The organism is Ruegeria sp. AA6, assembly GCF_056542865.1.
The window spans coordinates 89449-108941 of the sequence record NZ_JBQGAN010000007.1; the positions used below are offsets into that span (position 1 = coordinate 89449).

Sequence of the window (19493 nt, forward strand, 5' to 3'; positions counted from 1 at the left end):
GCTTTACCCCTTGCGCTGAAACTCCCATGCCCCATCCGCGTGCCGCGTCCGGGTCACTGTTCCAATGTGGTAAAGATGGTTCAGATGTGCAACCGCCTCGACCAGAGCCAGCCCGTACTCGCCCTCTCCGATCGGGCGTTTGAACAGCGGTACAAAACAATCTGCGGCGGTTTTGGGCGTATCCAGGTAATCCTGCAACCGTTTCAGCGCGCCGTGGTGATTGTCGATCAGTTGCTTCATCCGAAGCGGCAAGCCCGTGAACGGCAGCTTATGCCCGCCCAGCGCCACTTGGTCCGGTCGAGCTAATCCCTGCAACCGTTCGCATGCCTCAAGCCATTCCGCCACCGGATCAGCCAGTGGCTCGGTGACATAGACCCCCAGATTGGGGCTGATCGAGCTGAGGATCTGATCCCCGGTGATCACCAGATTGTCGTCGCGACTCCAGAAGGTCGCGTGTTCGGGCGCGTGTCCGTTGCCCATATGCACGTCCCAGTCGCGCCCGCCCATACGGATCACGCTGCCCTGTTTGATCCGGGTAAAGCCCAGAGGCATTGGATAGACCGTGTCGCAGTAGTTGAAAGGGCGTTCGGCCATCCGCTTGGCAAGAACCTCGGGGGCCATGCCCGCGCTTCGATAATAATCCAGCGTCTCTTGCGGCCAGCTTTCCTGCACGTCCAGTTGCAGCATCCGCGCGAATAGCCACGCGGTGCGGGGGGCGACCAGTTCGGCACCATGTTCGGACTGGAACCAGCCTGCATTGCCGACATGGTCGGGGTGGTGATGTGTGACCACGACTCGGGTGATCGGTTTGCCCGCCAGCGGCCCCGCCATCAGCTCGGCCCAGATGCGGCGGGTCTTGTTCGAGGACATGCCGGTGTCGATCACCGTCCACCCATCGCCATCATCCAGCGCATAGATATTGACGTGATCCAGCGCCATCGGCAACGGCAACCGCATCCACAGCACCCCTTCGGCAATCTCAATCGCCTGCCCCTGCGCCGGAGGCTCGGGCCACGGTGTCCGAATTGCCAACGGGGAATCTCCGTCCATTATGCCACCAATTCGTCTGCGCTGAGCGCGTATAGATCATCCGCACCATTCTGCGCCTGCGCCAATAGCCCGGCATATTCCGGCAGCAGCGCGTTGATGTAGTAGCGCGCCAGTTTGAACCGCGGGCCATTGGGTTCAGCCAGCGCGGCCCTCAGATGATAATGCGCGCCCAGAACACGGGCAAAGGCGTGCAGGTAGGGGACCGCTCCGGCAAAACGCGCGTTCATGTCGGATTGTGCGACGATCCATTCGGTGGTTTCGCGCAGGCTTTCGGTGGCTTCCCAGACGGGTCCGGCCAGATCCGGCAGCGTAGCGCGGGCCTGTTCAGCGTGATCCTCAATCTCGTCCAACAGGCGCGAGGCCGCCTCGCCGCCATCCATCATCTTGCGCGCCACAAGGTCCATGGCCTGGATGCCATTGGTGCCTTCGTAGATCGCAGTCACGCGGACATCGCGGTAATACTGGGCCGCGCCGGTTTCTTCGATAAAGCCCATGCCGCCGTGAACCTGAACGCCGGTTTCCGAAACACGCATCCCGGTCTCGGTTCCGAACGCCTTGCAGATCGGGGTCAGCAGCGCGGCGCGCGCGCTCCATTCGGCGTCACCAGTGGCATCGGCCATGTCGATGGCGGCGGCATTGGCCAGCATGATCGCCCGCGCAGCAAACGTATCGGCGCGCATGCTCATCAGCATCCGGCGCACATCCGCGTGGTCGATGATCGTGCCCGAGGGCGTCTTGCCCTGCTTGCGCTCCAACGCATAGGCCAGTGCGTGTTGATAGGCGCCTTCGGCAGCGCCAACGCCCTGACCGCCAACACCCAGACGGGCGTTGTTCATCATGGTGAACATCGCGGCCATACCGCCATGTTCCTTGCCCACAAGCCAGCCTTTGGCACCGTCATACTGCATTACGCAGGTGGGCGAGCCGTGCAGACCCATCTTGTGTTCCAGCGAAACCACTTTCAGATCGTTCGCGACACCCGGGTTCCCGTCTTCGTCCGGCAGGTATTTGGGCACAAGAAACAGCGAAATTCCTTTCGTGCCCGGAACCCCGTCAGGCAAACGCGCCAACACCAGATGGCAGACGTTTTCAGTGAAATCGTTATCGCCCCACGAGATGAATATCTTCTGCCCAGACACCGAATAAGTGCCATCGCCATTGGCCTCGGCCTTCGAGCTGAGCGCGCCAACGTCCGACCCGGCCTGCGGTTCGGTCAGGTTCATGGTGCCTGCCCACTCACCTGCCATCATCTTGGGCAGATACAGCGCCTTTAGCTCATCACTGGCATGATGCTCCAACGCCTCGATCTGGCCCTGCGTCATAAGCGGTGCCAGTTGCAGCGACAGGCAGGCGGCCGACATCATCTCATTCACCGCTGTGGTCACGGTCATTGGCAGACCCATGCCGCCATATTCGGGATCGCCGCTCATCCCGACCCAGCCACCTTCGGCAATGGCTTTCCAGCCGTCCGCATAACCGGGTGAGGTCCGCAGAACGCCGTTTTCCAACCGAGCGGGTTCCAGATCGCCGGGGCGTTGCAGAGGGGCCATTACCTCTTCGCACAGCTTACCGGCTTCGGTCAGGATCGCGCCGACCACATCCTCGCTGGCTTCCGAAAACTTATCGGTCGCCGCGATCTGGTCGAACCCGACGACATGGCGGAACAACAATTCATAGTCGGATATGGGCGCGCGGTATGGCATGGCTTCCCTCGGGGTTGTCTGTCTGGTTTTCGCGGGTGGGGTTGGAAAATTCAATACCCACCTTTATGCATCTTTGTTTAACCGGAAACGTAACCGGCCCAATGTCACAAGCAATCAAAACGCGGCGTCACAAACTATGATCCTCAACGGCACTTTAAATTTGTCCGCCGATCCAGACGGAATTGCGCAGGCAGCGAACCTGCTGCGGCAAGGCTTACTGGTCGCTTTTGCCACCGAGACGGTCTATGGGCTGGGCGGCGACGCGCGCAATGGCGAAGCCGTGGCAAGCATATATGCGGCCAAGGGGCGGCCCAGTTTCAATCCGTTGATCGCGCATGTGGCATCCCTTGAGGCTGCGCAGCGCTATGTAAAATGGTCAGATCATGCCGACGCACTGGCGGCAGCCTTTTGGCCCGGCCCGCTGACGATGGTGTTGCCACTGCGGGACGAGCACGGGATTTCCCCTCTGGTCACGGCAGGGCTGGACACGCTGGCCGTGCGTGTTCCTGCCCATGGCACAGCCCGTGAGCTGCTGTCTGTTTTTGATGGGCCGGTGGCCGCGCCGTCGGCCAACCCATCTGGTCAAATCAGCCCAACCACTGCCGAACACGTCCGCACCGGTCTTGATGGGCGCATCGCAGCGATTCTGGATGACGGACCCTGCGGCGTCGGGCTGGAATCCACCATTGTCGGGCTGGCCGGAGAACCGTCTCTGCTGCGCCCCGGTGGCGTTGCACTGGATCAGATTGAATCCGTGCTGAACACCCAACTGCACATGCACAAGGCCGGAGACTTGCTAACCGCCCCGGGCCAACTGCAATCCCACTACGCGCCGGACGCGCCGGTGCGGCTGAATGCAGTGAACCGGCAAGGAGATGAGGTTTTGCTGGGCTTTGGTGCAGTCGGTTGCGACCTGAACCTGTCAGAGCAGGGCGATCTGACCGAAGCCGCAGCCAACCTGTTTTCGGCCCTTCACACGCTGAACGCAACGGGTCGCCCGATTGCGGTCTCACCCATTCCTGAAACCGGTCTGGGCGCAGCCATCAACGACCGTCTGCGCCGCGCCGCGGCCCCTCGTGACAGCTGATCAGGCGCGTCCTGCGCTGGCCGACAGGGTCAGCGGGTCTACGCCCAACGTCGCCAGTGCGGCCTCCCATTTCTCATCATCGGGTACGTCGAACACAAGCTTCGAACTCGCCTCGGTGGTCAGCCAGCCGTTCATGGCGATCTCATCCTCCAGCTGGTCGGGACCCCAGCCGGAATAGCCCAGTGCCAGCGTCGAGTTCAAAGGCCCTCGCCCCGAGGCCAGATCTTCAAGCACATCCAGCGTAGCGGTCATGCTGAAGTCATCCGAGATTTTCATCGAATGCAGGTTTGCGTCGTAGTCCGCGCTGTGCAGGACAAACCCGCGCGACATCTCGACCGGACCACCGAAATGCACGAGGCGTTCACCCACAACCGGGATACGGCACGCAATGTTGAGTTGGCTCAGCAGGGTTTTGATCCGCAAATCCGACGGCTTGTTGATAATCAGCCCCATCGCCCCGTCATCGCCGTGACTGCAGATGTATACCACTGAATGATCAAAGCGCGGATCACCCATGCCAGGCATCGCAATCAACAGTTTTCCGGTCAGGTCCATGGAATTACAACTCTTGCTAGGTCCCCTCTCAACAATGAACCCGGCATGTGGGGATTGGCAAGGGATCAGGCCACATTTCGCCAGATTTCATCCGGGTGACCGGAACGTGACTTGGAATCGAGGTTCAGACCGCGCATTTATGAGGGTATGAAGCGTTATCTGAAGTCGACTGCAGTCGCCCTGACCGCCTGTTTCGCCATGACAGCCCCTGCACACGCGCAGGCCGTGGACGGAGTCGTTCAACTGGACGTGCTGGATGGCGGGCGCACCGCAAAAGGCACATATCTGGGCGCGTTGAGGTTGACGCTAAAGGACGGGTGGAAAACCTATTGGCGCGCGCCCGGCGATGCCGGTATCCCGCCGCAGTTTGACTGGAACGGATCGCAGAATGTGGGCGATGTGTCGATTACATGGCCCGCGCCCGACGTGTTCGTGCAGAACGGGCTTCAGTCCATCGGTTATTCCAATCAGTTGGTGCTTCCGGTTGAGATCACGCCCCGCAACCCGGCAAAACCCGTGCGGCTGCGCGGTGACATGGATCTGGGCGTTTGCAAGGATGTTTGCATCCCCGAGCGGCTGGATTTCGACCATACGCTGGACGCCGATGCTGACCGCAACCCGGCCATTGCCGCCGCACTGGCCCAACGCCCCTTTTCCGCGAAAGAGGCACGCGTAACCGCCGCAAGCTGCCACCTGACGCCAACCTCGGACGGCATGCAGATTGAGGCTCGCGTGACCATGCCCTCGGCGGGTGGGCGGGAAGTGGCCGTGATCGAACCGGGCAACCCGGCGCTCTGGGCCTCACAACCCGAAACGACGCGGCAGGGTGATACACTGTTAGCGACATCCGAAGTGATCAGCGCGTCGGGTGGGCTTTTCGCGCTGGACCGGTCTGAGATTCGGATCACAGTTCTGGGGGCAAATCACGCGGTCGATATTCAGGGCTGCAGCGCGGGCTGAGGCATGCAGAAAACCCCCAAGATCGGCGCTCTGGCCGTTGTGGTTCATGACGACCAAGTACTGCTGGTGCAGCGCAGCAAGCAGCCCGATGCCGGGTTGTGGGGGTTTCCCGGCGGGCACGTAGAATGGGGTGAAACCGTCATGCAGGCCGCGCAACGGGAGTTGCTTGAGGAAACCTCGGTCATCGCTGAACCGCAGCAGTACCTCGACAATCTGGACCTGTTGCGCCACGACGATAAGGGCAATGTGCTGTCGCATTACCTGCTGGTCGGGGTCGCCTGCCAATACCAGTCGGGAACTCCGCAGGCTGGCTACGATGCGCTGGACGCCCGCTGGTTTCCGGTTGGGCAAATCCGGCAAGGTGATCTACCCATGAGCAATCGGGTCATCGACCTTCTTGAAACTGCACTGCGTCAGAGCTAAGCCGCGCGTTCGCGGATACGTATATACAGCAGGCTGGACAGCACAACACTCAGCAACAGGATCGGCAGGGCACCGGCAACAAAGGCCACCAAGCCCATCCGTAGAACCGCCATGCTATCCTCACCCCCATAAAACCCGGACAACGCTCCAACAGGTGTCCCGGCGATCATCGGCCAGACCATCGTCACACCGAACCACATCAGCAGCGCCAACGCAGTCACCGTCACTGCGCCCTGCACCACCCGATCAGGTGCCCGCAATGCACGGCGCATCGCGGTCATCGGGCGGGACAGGTCGTTCAGAATGGCCAGCAACGCTGGAACCAAAAGCAGCACCAACAACATCCCGAAACCCAGCCCATAGACCAGCGTGATCACCGAAGGCTTGAGGAACTGTGCCTGCTGTGAGCCCTCATAGAGCAGCGGCGTCAGGCCCAGAACCGTGGTCAGCGTCGTCAACATCACGGGCCTGAGCCGATCCGCTGTACCCTCGACAATTGACGGTACCAACCCGCGCTCTTGCTGATAGGCGTCGATGGTCGTCACCAGTACAATCGAGTCATTGATGATGATCCCGGTCATCCCCAAAAGACCAATAACGGTAAACATACTCAGCGGAACATCCCAGATGTAGTGCCCCCAGATCGCGCCCACCAACCCGAACGGTATAATCGCCATCACCACCAAGGGCCGCGTCCAGCTGGCAAAGACCCAGGCCAGCACCAGATAAATCCCGGTCAGACACAAGGTCAGCCCGGTGCGCGCCTCGGTCAGGAATTCGTCCTCCTGCTCGCTCAGGCCCGCCATCTGCCATTCGACCTGCCGTTCTGCAGCGATATTGGGCAGAATTTCATCGTTCAAAGCGCGAGCGATTTCCGCCGCTCGGGCCGGGTCATCCTCGGAAATATCACCGAGCACCGAAATCACCCGCAAGCCGTTTTCCCGCCGCACGGTCGAGAAACCCGATTTTCGCTCGACCGAGACGATGTCGGCCAGCGGCACGTACACCCCATCCGGCGTGCGCATCAGGGTGCGTTCCATGAAATCGGCGGTCAGTTCGCCTTCGGGCAATTCCACGCGGATCTCGGCGCTGCGCGGGCCATCGGGGAAGGTCGCGGCTTCGATCCCGTTCAACCGGTGGCGCAACACGCGGCCCAACGTTTCGATACGGAAGCCCAACGCCTGCCCTTTGGCGGTCAGGTCCAGGATGAAATCTTCTTTGTCATAAGTAAGGTTGTCTTCCAGTGCCGAAACTTCGGGGTATTTCGACAGTTCTGCCTGCAGATCCTCGGATGCAGCCTTGAGCGTATTCACGTCCGCACCAAAGAACTGCACGTCAATCGCATCGCCACCCGGCCCGGACCGCCATCCTCGGAAAGTCAGCAGTTCCACTTTCGGATGGCGCGGCACGAAATCTTGCAGCTCGCCCACGAATTCGAAGCTGGAATAGGGGCGCAGATCGGCGTCAATCAGTTCGATGGAAATCCCGCCCAGCAGGTCCTGATCCTTGCCATCTGCAGCGGACAGGTTGAACCACCCGGCATTGCCGCCGACCTCGGCCAGCACATATTCAATCGGGTTGCGTCCGTGACGCTCTTCATAAATCTGGCCCAGCTCTTCGGTGGCACGCTGAACCTGGTGCATCATCGCCAGCGTGTCTTCGCGCGTGGCGCCTTCGGCCATGATGAAGTTACCGGTGACCGAGCCGCGCTCGGGCGCATTGAAGAACCGCCAGTTCACGTCACCCTTAATGAACAGGGCAAGCTGGCTGGCGAGAATAACCACCATCACCGCCACAACCACGTAGCGCGCCCAAACAACCCAGGCTATGAGCCGACGGAACAGGTGGTCACGTACCCAGCGAAAACCGCGATTGACCACGCGGTTGGGCCAGTCATACCAGTGTTCCTTAGCTGAATGCGCGATGGCATGGGCCATGTGGTTGGGAAGGATCAAGAAACACTCGATCAACGAGGCGATCAGCACCGCGATCACGGTAAAGGGAATGTCGTAGATCAGCTCTCCGAACCGACCCCCGATGGCGGTTAGGCCAAAGAATGCAATCACCGTGGTCAGCGTTGCGGCAAAGACCGGCATCGCCATGCGCCGCGCGGCGCGCTCAGCCGCCACGACCGGCGCTTCGCCCAATCGTCGCGCGCGGAAATCAGCATGTTCGCCCACGACGATGGCGTCATCGACCACGATGCCGAGCGTGATGATCAAGCCGAATAACGAGATCATGTTGATCGACAGTCCGCCAATATACATGAACGCAATCGCCGCAGACATCGCCACCGGAATTCCTGCAGCGACCCAGAAGGCAATGCGTGCGTTCAAAAACAGGAACAACAGGCAGACCACAAGGCCCAGCCCCATCAGCCCATTGTCGACCAGAATATCAAGACGATCGGTGATCGCCTGCGCGCGGGTGCGGATCAACTCGATCGTGACCCCTTCGGGCAGGCTGGCCTGAAGCTGGGCCACAACATCCTCGACCGTGTTTTGAATTTTGATCGCATCACCCAGATTTGACCGGTCCACTCGCACAGACATAGCCGGGTTTTCACCGACAAAATAGCTGCGGTTGCGATTGACCCCTTCGACCCTGATCGTTGCCACATCGCCCACATAAAGCTTGGAGCCATCAGCGAAATTGCGCAGCGCGATTCCCTCAATCTCTTCTGGTGTGCGCTTTTCTGTGCCGGTACGGATGCGCGCGTTGGCCCCGGTAACGTCACCTGCAGGGTTCGCCATGGCCTCGGCTGAGATGGCTTGCGCGATTTCAGAAAGAGTTATGTCATTGGCGATCAGTTGCGCGGTCGGCACTTCGACCACAACACGCGGTGCCGCAAGGCCCCGTATCGTGTTGCGGGTCACCCCAACCGCGAACAGCCGATTGATCAATTCGTCTGTAAACTTGGCCAACTGGTCCGGGTCGACGGGGCCAGTCACGACTACATCCGTCACCCGATCCCGCCACGCCCCGCGCCAGATTGACGGTTCTTCGGAATCCTCGGGAAGATTGGTTACGCTGTCGACGGCGGTCCGAACTTCGTCCACAGCGCGCGTCATGTCCCAGTTTGGTTCAAAATCAAGCCGGATATTGGCGCGCCCTTCGCGCGAAGTCGAGGTCGTGCTGGCCACCCCTTCAACCCCCTTCAGGGCCGGCTCCAGCAACTGTACTATACCGTTGTCTACATCCTCGGGTCCTGCCCCTTCCCACTCGACACTCACGTCAACGCGTTCAAGGATCACGTCCGGGAAGAACTGTGCCCGCATGGCCGGGATCGCGGCAGCCCCCAGAACCAGCATCACCAGCAGCAACAGGTTGGCCACCGTCCGGTGGCGGGTAAAGTAGCTTAGGACACCTCCTGCCGCGCCGGGTATTTCGCGCATCATGGCGGTTAACCCCCTGCCCGAGTCTCGATGCTGCGCACCAGTGAGGCCGGGACCTTAGCCTCGTTCAATTGACCCAGTACGCGGTTCTTTTCGTCCATCGGCATCTGATCGCTGGCCTCAACCTGCGCCATTAGCTGAGCGCGTTGTTCTTCGGACAACTCAACCATATCGGGGTCGGCACTCGCCTCGACCCGCAGTGGTCGCACGCGGACCCCGCCACCCAGCAAAGGCGTCCGGCCAATCACGACTTCGCGCCCGACCAACCCTTGTCCACGCAGCAAAACCTCATCGCCCTGGCGGCGGATCAGTTGCACTGGCAGCGCCTCAAGCCGGTCATCAGGCCCCAGCACCAGAACTGTCCCGGCCGCATCCAGAACCGACGCAGGCATGCGCACGACATTATCCAGCGGCTGTTCTTCGACCGTGACTGTTACGAAATCGCCGGGCTTGAACCCCGACACGCCATCCAGACGGGCATAGATCAAGCGGCCTGTCTGCCCTTCACCTGCCGAACCACTGTCGCGGCTGATCCGGCCATGCGCCATCAGATCGGTGCCCGTCACCTCAAGCGAGACCGTCACCGACGCGTTGATCAGATCACCCTCGGCATCCAAAAGGCGTACAAACTGCGCGGTCGAGACGCGGAAGGCAACCTCAAGCGCGTTGGGGTCGACCAATTCTGCCAGCTTTTCATTTGCCGAAACCAGCCGCCCTTCGACCAGAGTCACATCCGTTAGCGTTCCGCCGAACCGCGCGCGAACGGTCATGTCGTCCAGATCGCGTTCGGCGGCCTCAAGCGTAATGCGGGCGCGGGCCAGCAGGGTGGTGGCCTGGTCGACCCGGGATTCGGCCTGCGCCAATGCAATGCGACGCGCCAGAACCGATTGCTGGGCAACTGCCTCGGCCAGTTCGGCCTCTTCTACGGCGGCAGGCGTGCCAACCCCGCGGCTTTGCAGGTCCTTCTGACGCTGCAAGGCCCGCCCTCGCAGATCCGCCTGCGCCTCGGCCGAGTTCAACTCGTCCTGTGCCAGCAGCAAGGATCTTTCCGCGTCGCGCTCTTCGAACTGCGCATCCAGTAAGTCAGATTTAGCCCGATCCAACGCCGATTGAGCGTCAGCCGGGTCAAGTTCCACCAGAATCTCACCTGCGGTGACGACGCCACCATCCTCAAAATCCTCGGCTAGTGAAATCACCCGCCCGCCCAGCGCTGCGCGCAGTTCCAGACGACGGCGGCTTTGCACCTCACCAAAGGCTTCCAGATAGGGGGTTACCGTTTCAAGCTCGGCCTGTTGCACGCTGACGGCAAAGATACGTTCGCGGGCCTCGGGCGCTTCACTTTCACGGTTCAACGCCTCTTGCACCGCGCTGGTGATCAGTTGCACCGCGACAAATACCAAGGCCAGCGTCAGAAACGCCAGAAAGACACCAACAAGGCTTTGCCTCAGAAATCGCATAAATTACTCACCCCGGTCGCATCAGGCTGCCATACACAAATGGTAGCCGGGCACAGAAAAATGCCAAGCCACAAAGCGGTTACGAACAGTTATACGCGCAACCAGTCTACTTCCGTCGCAGATGTTCGTCCAATCGGGGCATTATTTCTACAAAGTTGCAGGGACGGTGGCGGTAATCGAACTGTTTTTCCAAAATCCCGTCCCATGCGTCCTTGCAGGCACCGGGGCTGCCCGGTAACGCGAACAGATAGGTGCCCTGTGCCACGCCGCCGGTGGCGCGGGACTGAACGGCGGATGTGCCGATCTTCTCCATCGAAATGATGGTGAAAACGGTCCCGAACGCCTCGATTTCCTTTTCATAGACGTCGCGATGCGCCTCAACAGTCACGTCGCGGCCCGTCAGACCGGTGCCACCAGTCGAAATTACGACGTCAATTTCGGGATCACCTGCCCACAGCCTAAGCTGGGCTGCGATCTCACCGCGCTCATCGCGGATGATCTTGCGGTCGGCCACCGAATGACCCGCGCGTTCGATCCGGTCAACCAGCGTCTGACCTGACCGGTCCTCGTCCAGCGAGCGTGTGTCCGAAACGGTCAGAACTGCAATCCGAACCGGGATAAACTCCATGCTTTCGTCAATGCGCGACATATGGCGTCAAGCCCTTTCCATGATGGCAAGCCGGACGGCAAGGGCGGTAAAAATCCCGCCGGTCACCCAGCCCATGATGCGCGAGGCGCGCGGGTTCGAGATCAGAACCTTTCCGGCCCCGCCTGCAAATATGCCCACCAATCCGTTCACGACGAACCCGCCCAGCGCAATGATGACGCCAAAGATCAGAAACTGCGGCAGGATCGGGCCAAGGGCCGGATTCACGAATTGCGGGATGAAGGCCAGCACGAACAGTATGACCTTGGGGTTGGTCAGGTTTACGACCATCCCGTCGCGAAACGCATGGCTCGTGGGTTTTGCCGGAGCATCAGACGACACCGCCCCGTTCCGGATCGCGCCCCAAGCAAGGTAGAGCAGGTAAGCCACCCCCATCCAGCGGATCACGTCAAACAGCCATGGCAGGCTGTTCACCGCCGCGCCCAGCCCCAGCCCCGCCAGTAATACGTGAACCATCAGCCCAAGCGAGATCCCCGCGCTGGCGACTAGCGCCGGTTTGGACCCCGACCGTAGCCCCTGACCAAAGCAAAACATCATATCCGCACCGGGGGTGAAGTTCAGCGCCAGGGCTGCCGGGATAAACGCCAGCAGAGTGACCGTTTCTATCATGGGGTGACCTCAAACCAATTTACCGTGGGGCCCAGATTGGCGATCTGCGTGCGCCCGATGCTGCCGCGATAGCCCCAGCTGTCATGGATATGGCCGCAGAATGCGAATTGTGGCTGCAGACGCTCGATCGCGTCGCGCACGGCCACTGAACCGACAGCATCGCCTTGCGACGTTACATCGCCGTACCCTTTGGGCGGGGAATGCGCAATCAGGATGTCGGCGCCATCGCAACGGTCCAGCAGCTCAGCAGCCTCGGCATCCGTCATGTCACAGGACCAGTCGCCAAAGGGCGTGACAGGTACCCCGTATCCCAGCCCGAACAGGCGCAAACCGTCCAATGTCATGCCGGTGCCATGCAGAACGTGCACGCCCTCGGGCGCGGCGTCCGTCAGCTCTTGCACGCTTTCCGCGTTGCCGGGCACCAGGACCAGAGGGGCCGAGATGCCGGACAACATTTCCATCGCCGCAGCCAAACCCTGCCGCATGTTGCAGAAATCTCCGGCGCCGATCACCAGATCAGCCTCGGAACTGGCCTCAACAACCTCAGCCGCACGGTTACGCGCCATGTGCAGGTCAGAAAAGGCCAAAATACGCATCATTTGCCCTCCAACCGGGCTTTCAGTTCAAGCAAGTCTGCCCACGCCTGACGTTTCATCTGAGGCTGCCGCAGCAGGTAAGCGGGGTGGAACATCGGGATGACCGGCAGGTCCAGCGCCTGCTCCCATTTCCCGCGCAGCCTGGTAATGCCGCGTTTACCCAGAACCGCCTGACAGCTGATGTTGCCCATGATGACCAGAACCTCGGGCTTGGCCAAAGCCACGTGCCGTTCAAGGAACGGCTTCATCATCCCGATCTCTTCCGGTTTGGGGTCGCGGTTCTGTGGAGGCCGCCATGGCAGGACGTTGGTGATATAGACGTTCTGAGCGCGATCCAGATCAATCGCCGCCAGCATTCGGTCCAGCAATTGCCCGGCGCGGCCAACAAAAGGTTTGCCCTCGCGGTCTTCCTCGCGCCCCGGGGCTTCGCCGATGATCATTACCCGCGCACCTGGCGTGCCGTCGGCAAAAACCAACTGCCGCGCGCCACGTTTCAGCTCGCAATGCTCGAACGCGTCCATCGCAGCGCGTAGCTGGTCCAGCGATCCGGCCCCTTGCGCTGCCGCTTTCGCCACCACGGCCGGATCTACCTGTTTAGGTTTTTCAGACACGACCTGCACAGCGGCAGGCTTTTTGGCCTTGGGCGCGGTATCGGGCAACACGTACCGGTCAACCGGTGCATCGCCGATTGCGTCCGTTGCGCCCAGTTCGATCTGCCATTCAAGCAGCGCCCGCGCAGTGTGATAGTCCAAAGCCGATTCCATACCCCTCAATCTAACCAGCTTTTGAACGAGGGAAAGCGAATAGGCCTTGATTGGGCGACCCGTCGCACCGACCATTGGGACATTCATGAATGTGATACTGCGATTCCTATTGATTTCCCTGCTGCTGATCCCGCTCAGCGGTCCGGCGTCTGCACAGCTTTTTGACCGCAACAGCCAATGCCGCGGCGGGCAGTTCCAGTGCGGTTCCCGATGCTGTTCCGGCGGCCAGAGGTGCAGCTTTGACGGCTATTGCATACCCTTGGGTGGTACCTATTGCGGTGGCGGCCGCACCTGCGGCCCCTTTGAGCGTTGCGCGGCAGGGGGAACGCGATGCGCGCCAGCGGGGGCGAACAAGTGCAGGTCGCGCCTTGATTGTCCGGGGGGAACGACTTGCAACGCACGCGGCGAATGCCAGCCGACGACGCCCGAGTTTGAGCCGAATTCAGCAACCGACGGCCTGCCCGCCCTTTGCGACGACGGTCGATCCTGTGCGTCGGGGTCGGCCTGCCTGCCGGGTGGCGGATGCACCCGGCCCGGATGGTTCCTGTGCGAGGAAACCGGATCACAATGCCGCCCCGGCTTCAAATGTTCGGAACATCAAGGCTGCGTCCCGATCAAAGCGATTGACTGCGGATATGGCAAGTGGTGCAAACCCGGCGAACAGTGTTTGCCCGACGGCGGATGCGAGAAACTGCCCGAAGGATCTGATCCTTAGGTTGCCTCTGCCCGCGCAGCTTCCTATAAGCAGCGCGATTGTCAGACAGGAGCCCGCCCATGCGTTTCGCCCATCGTCACCTTCTTGGCATCGAGCACCTGTCGCAGTCCGATATTACCGCTATCCTTGATCTGGCCGAGAAATATGTCGACATGAACCGGCAGTCGACCAAGCATTCCGACGTGCTGTCGGGGCTGACGCAGATCAACATGTTCTTTGAAAACTCGACCCGTACGCAGGCCAGCTTTGAAATTGCGGGCAAGCGGCTGGGTGCGGATGTTATGAACATCGCGATGCAGGCCAGTTCGATCAAAAAGGGCGAAACCCTGATCGATACGGCGATGACTCTGAACGCGATGCACCCAGACCTGCTGGTGGTTCGCCATCCGCATTCTGGTGCAGTGGACCTTTTGGCGCAGAAAGTGAACTGCGCAGTCCTGAACGCGGGCGATGGCAAGCACGAGCATCCAACGCAAGCTCTGCTTGATGCTCTGACCATCCGCCGCGCCAAAGGCCGCCTGCACCGTCTGAACATCGCCATCTGCGGAGACGTGGCCCATTCCCGCGTGGCGCGGTCGAACCTGATCCTGCTGGGTAAGATGGAAAATCGCATTCGTCTGATCGGCCCGCCAACCCTGGTGCCCGGCCATTTCGCCGATTTCGGGGCCGAGATTTACGACGACATGAATGAGGGTCTGAAGGATGTTGACGTCGTCATGATGCTGCGCCTTCAGAAAGAGCGGATGGATGGCGGGTTTATCCCATCGGAACGCGAATACTATCACCGTTATGGTCTGGACGCCGCCAAGCTGACACTGGCCAAACCCGACGCCATCGTCATGCACCCCGGCCCAATGAACCGCGGGGTCGAGATTGACGGCACGCTGGCTGATGACATCAACCGATCGGTCATACAGGAACAGGTCGAGATGGGTGTCGCCGTGCGCATGGCCGCTATGGAACTGCTGGCCAACAATCTGCGAGATGCAGCATGAGCGATCTGAAAGTTGCCTCACACGAACACGGTGTCCTGCGGCTGTTCACCCTGGATATGCCGCCGGAAGAGGCCAAATTTCTGCGTGAACCCGGCGCTGCCGATAAGGTTCTGGGGGTGGTGGGGCTTGACTCGCACCATATAGACGTCTTCCCGGTGTCCGATCTCGAAGACCTCGGATTGTTTGGCTATCTGAACGAGGGCTGCGGCGTGTCGTCGGATCAGCTGGACCGGGCAGAGTTGGACGCCGTGACGGGTTGGGTGATGTTGGTGCGCAGCGCGGCGTTCGGCGGTCGCGCCGTCCGGCTGGAACCCGACCCCAGGGCGCATCTGTTCGGTTTGTTCACCGAAGAGGCAACCAATTGGTCTGGCGGCCCGATCGAAACCGAAAGCGCCAAGCCCTACTCGGCGCCTCAAACCGCGCCGCACTACGACAAACCCCGCCGCGTCGGCTCGGCGGTATTGACGCTCGTCGTCCTTTTGGCCATCGGGGGCGTTCTGTGGTTGATCCTGTGACCTTCGCGCCTAACAAAGGCGCATACATCCGCACCAATGCCTGGCTGGCCGCTGTGGCGATGGGCGGCGCGATGATCTTTCTGTGGCTGATCGGAAATCCCTACCCCTGGACCGGTGCGCCAGCGGGACTTGCCGCCATTGGTTTACGCGCGTGGTATCTGGCCTCGGAAGAACTGGTAGGCACGTGGGAAATGACCGAGACCACCCTCACCGGCCCCGGCCCGCGCAAGGTGGCGCTGAACCAGATCGAGGCCGTCAACATCATGGGCAGTTTCGTCCAGATCGTCACTAAGGGCGGTGACAAGCACCTGATCAAATACCAAGCGGACCCCGCAGCCACCAAAGCCGCAATCGAAAGGGCCATGGCATGAGCAACCTGATCTTCACCAACGCCCGTTTGATTGACCCCGAAGCCGGAACAGACAGCCTCGGCTGGCTAAAGGTGACGGACGGTCGGATTGCCGCGCAGGGCGACGGCGAAGCCCCGGCCTCTGACGCGCAGATCATCGATTGCAACGGGCACTGTCTGGCACCCGGCATCGTCGATATCGGCGTCAAGGTGTGTGAACCGGGCGAGCGCCACAAGGAAAGCTACAAATCTGCGGGTCAGGCCGCTGCCGCCGGGGGCGTGACCACAATCGTGACCCGCCCCGACACCAGCCCGTCTATCGACACACCGGAAACGCTGGAATTCGTGACCCGTCGCGCACAGGCGGATACGCAGGTTAACGTATTGCCGATGGCCGCGCTAACCAAGGGCCGTGAAGGGCGCGAGATGACCGAGATCGGCTTTCTGCAAGATGCCGGCGCGGTAGCGTTTACCGATTGCGATCATGTCGTCGCCAATACCAAGGTGTTGTCCCGCGCACTGACCTATGCCCGTTCTTGCGGCGCGCTGGTGATCGCACACCCACAAGAACCCGGCCTTAGTGCTGGTGCAGCGGCTACCAGCGGCAAGTTCGCCACCCTGCGCGGGCTGCCCGCCGTTTCACCAATGGCCGAGCGTATGGGGCTGGACCGCGACATCGCTCTGCTTGAAATGACCGGCGCAAAATACCACGCCGACCAGATCACCACCGCCCGCGCCCTGCCCGCGCTGGAACGCGCCAAGCGCAACGGGTTGGACATAACGGCAGGCACCTCGATCCACCATCTGACGCTGAACGAGCTGGACGTGGCCGACTATCGCACCTTTTTCAAGGTGAAGCCGCCTTTGCGGTCCGAGGACGACCGACAGGCGGTGATCGAAGCGGTACGGTCAGGCCTGATCGACATCATCAGCTCGATGCACACGCCGCAAGACGAGGAAAGCAAGCGTCTGCCGTTTGAAGAGGCCGCCTCGGGGGCTGTTGCCTTAGAAACGCTGTTGCCTGCGGCACTGCGCCTGTATCACTCGGACCAACTGGACCTGCCGACCCTGTTCCGGGCGATGGCTCTGAACCCGGCGAAACGTTTGGGCCTCGACAGCGGTCGTTTGGCCGAAGGCGCGCCCGCTGATCTGGTGCTGTTCGACCCGGATGTGCCCTTTGTGCTGGACCGGTTCTCACTTAAATCCAAGTCTCAGAACACACCGTTTGACGGACAACGGATGCAGGGTAAGGTCACGGCAACTTATGTAGCAGGCCAAGAAGTTTACCGGAGATCCTGATGCCCCCCTTTGACAGTTCGATAACCCAGCTGATCCTCTGGGCTGCGCTTGGCTATCTGATGGGTTCGATCCCCTTTGGAATGGTCATCGCGAAGGTCATGGGGCTGGGCAATCTGCGCAACATTGGGTCCGGCAATATCGGCGCAACAAATGTTTTGCGCACCGGAAATAAGACCGCCGCCGCGCTGACGGTCATTTTTGACGGAGGGAAAGGCGTTGTAGCGGTGTTGCTGGCCCGCGCGCTGGCCGGAGAAGACGCCGCCCAGATCGCGGCATTGGCAGCGTTTTTGGGTCATTGCTTTCCTGTCTGGATTGGGTTCAAGGGCGGCAAGGGCGTGGCGACCTTTCTGGGGCTTTGGCTGGCGCTGGACTGGCGCATCGGCGTGGCCTGCTGCCTGACTTGGCTGGTGACAGCCGCAGTCTGGAGAATTTCATCCCTTGCAGCGCTGGTCGCGGCGGCGTTGTCGACCATTTGGGTGGTGGTACTGACCGATGGGTCGACTTTCGTTCTGGGCATCGTTCTGACCTTGCTGGTCTATTGGCGCCACAGCGCCAACCTGGCCCGGATCAAAGCCGGGACCGAGCCCAAAATCGGTCAATCTTGAGCGCACCTGATCCCTTCCTGTCTGCGTTCTTCGCCATTCCCACGGGATCATCGAAGGGGCAGAGCAATGGCCGCCGTTACATCGTCAGCCGTTCGGAGTTGGCTGGCGGTAGGTCTCACAAGCTGGTTGCCCATGAGCTGGGCGGTGGAGATTACATCAGCCTGAATGTCTATCTGCCCCGCAACAGCGGCCCATTGCTGCGACCATGCGAAATGCCCGCCGAAAAAGTCATCGCCTTCGTGGTCGCCTTTACACCCGATCCGTGACCCGGCTCTGCGCACAAACGAACACCCACTATTCGCGTGCGCACAATCACAATTGATTGCTTTGAACGTGATCAGATGGCTTCCCAGCTTGGTTGCGTGCCGGTCAATTACCGACCGCTCATAACAAAATCACTGGGATACCAGAGCGCAATTGCGGCGCCACGCGGTGTCTCATTTCACGAAAGGTGAAACCAATGAACAAGTTCAAATCCATTCTGGGCGGTGTTGCCCTGTCTGTTGCAATCGCAAGCTCGGCCCTGGCGGCAGGCGTTGAACTGAACGCAAGCTCGACCGGTCTGGCAATGCAGGGCTATGACCCCGTTGCCTACTTCACCGCAGGTGAGCCGACCAAGGGCGATTACCGTATCACCGCGTTGCACAACGAAGCGCTGTACCGCTTTGCCAATGAAGAGAACAAAGCGGCCTTTGAAGCAAACCCGGAAGCATACCTGCCTGCATATGGCGGTTACTGTGCCTTCGGCGCAGCCATGGGCTTTAAATTCGACGGTGACCCGACCTACTGGAAAATCGTCGACAACAAGCTGTACCTGAACCTGTCTCAGGATATTCAGGAACGCTGGGAAGGCGATATCCCTGGCTTTATCGAGCAAGCCAGCACCAACTGGGAAACCATTGCCGATAAAACTCCGGCTGAATTGCAGCAATAATTTGCTGACCAAAACTCTCGGATCGGCGGCAGAGTGATCTGCCGCCGATTGTCATTTGAAACGTCCTTTTTACAAAACTACATCCTGCGCAAACAACGTGTTCGCCTTTAACGGACCAAATCCGCCACAGATCACAACCGTGGCGATTTCCTTCGGGTCGGAATGTGAAAACGAACTGTGATCCGGTCGATTGGCCGGGCCGTAGGAAAATTACAGACGAGAGAGCAGCTCAAACCTGCTGTGAACCAATTCAAATGAAAGGTTACGAAATGACAGGTAGACTTCTATTGGCCTCGGCAATCGCAACCGCCGCCGCAGGATCGGCGATGGCGCAATCCTCTGGCGACTGGACCGGGTTCTACGGCGGTGGCCAGATTGGTTATGCCGATATCGACACCAATATCTCGGGTGTGGACGGCGACGGTGCCATCGGCGGTATCATTCTTGGATATGACTACGATCTGGGTGATTGGGTTGTCGGCGGGGGCTTTGACTATGACTGGACCGGCATTGATCTGGCCCCAGGCGTCGAGGTCGAAGACGTTTGGCGCGTCAAGGTTCGGGCCGGTTACAACGTAACCCCCGTCGGTCTGCTTTACGGGACCGGAGGCTATGCCAAAGCCGGAACCGACAATCTTGGCAGCGATGACGGCTGGTTCATCGGAGCAGGCTACGAGCAGATCGTTGCCCCGAACATAAGCGTCGGTGGCGAAGTCCTGTATCACGAATTCAATGATTTTGATTCGACCGGCATAGACGTGGACGCAACAACTGTTCAGATCCGTGCGGCCTATCGCTTCTGAGACCAAAAAGTC

20 protein-coding genes are annotated in these 19493 nt (G+C 60.4%); 11 read left to right on the top strand and 9 right to left on the bottom strand.

All coding sequences use genetic code 11. From position 1 onward, the window contains the following. Window positions 1–3: 3 nt before the first annotated feature. Both ACR0LN_RS11325 and ACR0LN_RS11330 read right to left on the bottom strand, forming a co-directional pair. On the bottom strand, window positions 4–1050 hold the full coding sequence (locus ACR0LN_RS11325; RefSeq protein WP_480429812.1) for an MBL fold metallo-hydrolase: 1047 nt from the start codon (window positions 1048–1050) through the stop codon (window positions 4–6). Continuing rightward, on the bottom strand, window positions 1050–2753 hold the full coding sequence (locus tag ACR0LN_RS11330) for an acyl-CoA dehydrogenase family protein (protein ID WP_480429813.1): 1704 nt from the start codon (window positions 2751–2753) through the stop codon (window positions 1050–1052). The genes ACR0LN_RS11325 and ACR0LN_RS11330 overlap by 1 nt, the downstream gene beginning before the upstream one ends. A 136-nt stretch (window positions 2754–2889) precedes the next feature. Between ACR0LN_RS11330 and ACR0LN_RS11335 the strand changes: the two genes are divergently transcribed. After that, the gene (locus tag ACR0LN_RS11335; RefSeq protein ID WP_480429814.1) at window positions 2890–3840 is read left to right on the top strand and encodes an L-threonylcarbamoyladenylate synthase; all 951 of its coding nucleotides are present in this window, start codon (window positions 2890–2892) and stop codon (window positions 3838–3840) included. Here the strand turns inward: ACR0LN_RS11335 and ACR0LN_RS11340 are convergent, their stop codons facing one another. After that, complete coding sequence (locus ACR0LN_RS11340) at window positions 3841–4395, bottom strand: YqgE/AlgH family protein (protein ID WP_480429815.1); 555 nt, start codon at window positions 4393–4395, stop codon at window positions 3841–3843. A 147-nt stretch (window positions 4396–4542) separates the two neighbouring features. On the opposite strand from ACR0LN_RS11340, the gene ACR0LN_RS11345 reads away from it, so the two are divergent. Together ACR0LN_RS11345 and ACR0LN_RS11350 are read left to right on the top strand one after the other, a co-directional pair. Further along, a complete protein-coding gene (locus ACR0LN_RS11345; protein ID WP_480429816.1) occupies window positions 4543–5355 on the top strand; it encodes a protein-disulfide reductase DsbD domain-containing protein in 813 nt (270 codons plus the stop codon). A gap of 3 nt (window positions 5356–5358) precedes the next feature. Then, window positions 5359–5778, top strand: a complete 420-nt coding sequence (locus ACR0LN_RS11350) for an NUDIX hydrolase (protein ID WP_480429817.1) — start codon at window positions 5359–5361, stop codon at window positions 5776–5778. On the opposite strand, the gene ACR0LN_RS11355 is transcribed toward ACR0LN_RS11350, so the two are convergent. The 6 genes from ACR0LN_RS11355 to ACR0LN_RS11380 all read right to left on the bottom strand — a co-directional run bounded on the left by ACR0LN_RS11355 (window position 5775) and on the right by ACR0LN_RS11380 (window position 13266). Further along, window positions 5775–9176, bottom strand: coding sequence for an efflux RND transporter permease subunit (locus tag ACR0LN_RS11355; protein ID WP_480429818.1), 3402 nt, complete (start codon window positions 9174–9176; stop codon window positions 5775–5777). The genes ACR0LN_RS11350 and ACR0LN_RS11355 overlap by 4 nt on opposite strands. A 5-nt stretch (window positions 9177–9181) precedes the next feature. Further along, a complete protein-coding gene (locus ACR0LN_RS11360) occupies window positions 9182–10630 on the bottom strand; it encodes an efflux RND transporter periplasmic adaptor subunit (RefSeq protein ID WP_480429820.1) in 1449 nt (482 codons plus the stop codon). A gap of 106 nt (window positions 10631–10736) precedes the next feature. Continuing rightward, window positions 10737–11279 carry a molybdenum cofactor biosynthesis protein B gene (gene moaB, locus ACR0LN_RS11365; RefSeq protein WP_480429822.1) on the bottom strand — a complete coding sequence of 181 codons (543 nt, stop codon included), beginning with the start codon at window positions 11277–11279 and terminating at the stop codon, window positions 10737–10739. 6 nt (window positions 11280–11285) lie between these two features. Further along, a complete protein-coding gene (locus ACR0LN_RS11370; RefSeq protein ID WP_480429823.1) occupies window positions 11286–11906 on the bottom strand; it encodes a LysE family translocator in 621 nt (206 codons plus the stop codon). Next, entirely contained in the window at window positions 11903–12502 is a 600-nt protein-coding gene (locus ACR0LN_RS11375) for a metallophosphoesterase family protein (protein ID WP_480429888.1), read from the bottom strand. Before ACR0LN_RS11375 ends, ACR0LN_RS11370 begins: the two co-directional genes overlap by 4 nt. Then, window positions 12502–13266, bottom strand: coding sequence for a uracil-DNA glycosylase (locus ACR0LN_RS11380; protein WP_480429889.1), 765 nt, complete (start codon window positions 13264–13266; stop codon window positions 12502–12504). Before ACR0LN_RS11380 ends, ACR0LN_RS11375 begins: the two co-directional genes overlap by 1 nt. A gap of 774 nt (window positions 13267–14040) precedes the next feature. On the opposite strand from ACR0LN_RS11380, the gene ACR0LN_RS11385 reads away from it, so the two are divergent. The 8 genes from ACR0LN_RS11385 to ACR0LN_RS11420 all read left to right on the top strand — a co-directional run bounded on the left by ACR0LN_RS11385 (window position 14041) and on the right by ACR0LN_RS11420 (window position 19481). Beyond that, complete coding sequence (locus ACR0LN_RS11385) at window positions 14041–14976, top strand: aspartate carbamoyltransferase catalytic subunit (protein ID WP_480429824.1); 936 nt, start codon at window positions 14041–14043, stop codon at window positions 14974–14976. Beyond that, a complete protein-coding gene (locus ACR0LN_RS11390) occupies window positions 14973–15491 on the top strand; it encodes a hypothetical protein (RefSeq protein WP_480429825.1) in 519 nt (172 codons plus the stop codon). Before ACR0LN_RS11385 ends, ACR0LN_RS11390 begins: the two co-directional genes overlap by 4 nt. Beyond that, window positions 15476–15862, top strand: a complete 387-nt coding sequence (locus ACR0LN_RS11395; protein WP_480429826.1) for a hypothetical protein — start codon at window positions 15476–15478, stop codon at window positions 15860–15862. The genes ACR0LN_RS11390 and ACR0LN_RS11395 overlap by 16 nt, the downstream gene beginning before the upstream one ends. Next, complete coding sequence (pyrC, locus tag ACR0LN_RS11400) at window positions 15859–17139, top strand: dihydroorotase (protein WP_480429827.1); 1281 nt, start codon at window positions 15859–15861, stop codon at window positions 17137–17139. Before ACR0LN_RS11395 ends, pyrC begins: the two co-directional genes overlap by 4 nt. After that, window positions 17139–17744 carry a glycerol-3-phosphate 1-O-acyltransferase PlsY gene (gene plsY, locus ACR0LN_RS11405; protein ID WP_480429828.1) on the top strand — a complete coding sequence of 202 codons (606 nt, stop codon included), beginning with the start codon at window positions 17139–17141 and terminating at the stop codon, window positions 17742–17744. The genes pyrC and plsY overlap by 1 nt, the downstream gene beginning before the upstream one ends. Further along, the gene (locus ACR0LN_RS11410; protein ID WP_480429829.1) at window positions 17741–18010 is read left to right on the top strand and encodes a hypothetical protein; all 270 of its coding nucleotides are present in this window, start codon (window positions 17741–17743) and stop codon (window positions 18008–18010) included. Before plsY ends, ACR0LN_RS11410 begins: the two co-directional genes overlap by 4 nt. A gap of 194 nt (window positions 18011–18204) precedes the next feature. Continuing rightward, complete coding sequence (locus ACR0LN_RS11415) at window positions 18205–18678, top strand: YHS domain-containing (seleno)protein (RefSeq protein WP_480429830.1); 474 nt, start codon at window positions 18205–18207, stop codon at window positions 18676–18678. 269 nt (window positions 18679–18947) lie between these two features. After that, window positions 18948–19481 carry an outer membrane protein gene (locus tag ACR0LN_RS11420; RefSeq protein WP_480429831.1) on the top strand — a complete coding sequence of 178 codons (534 nt, stop codon included), beginning with the start codon at window positions 18948–18950 and terminating at the stop codon, window positions 19479–19481. The last annotated feature ends 12 nt before the right edge of the window (window positions 19482–19493 follow it).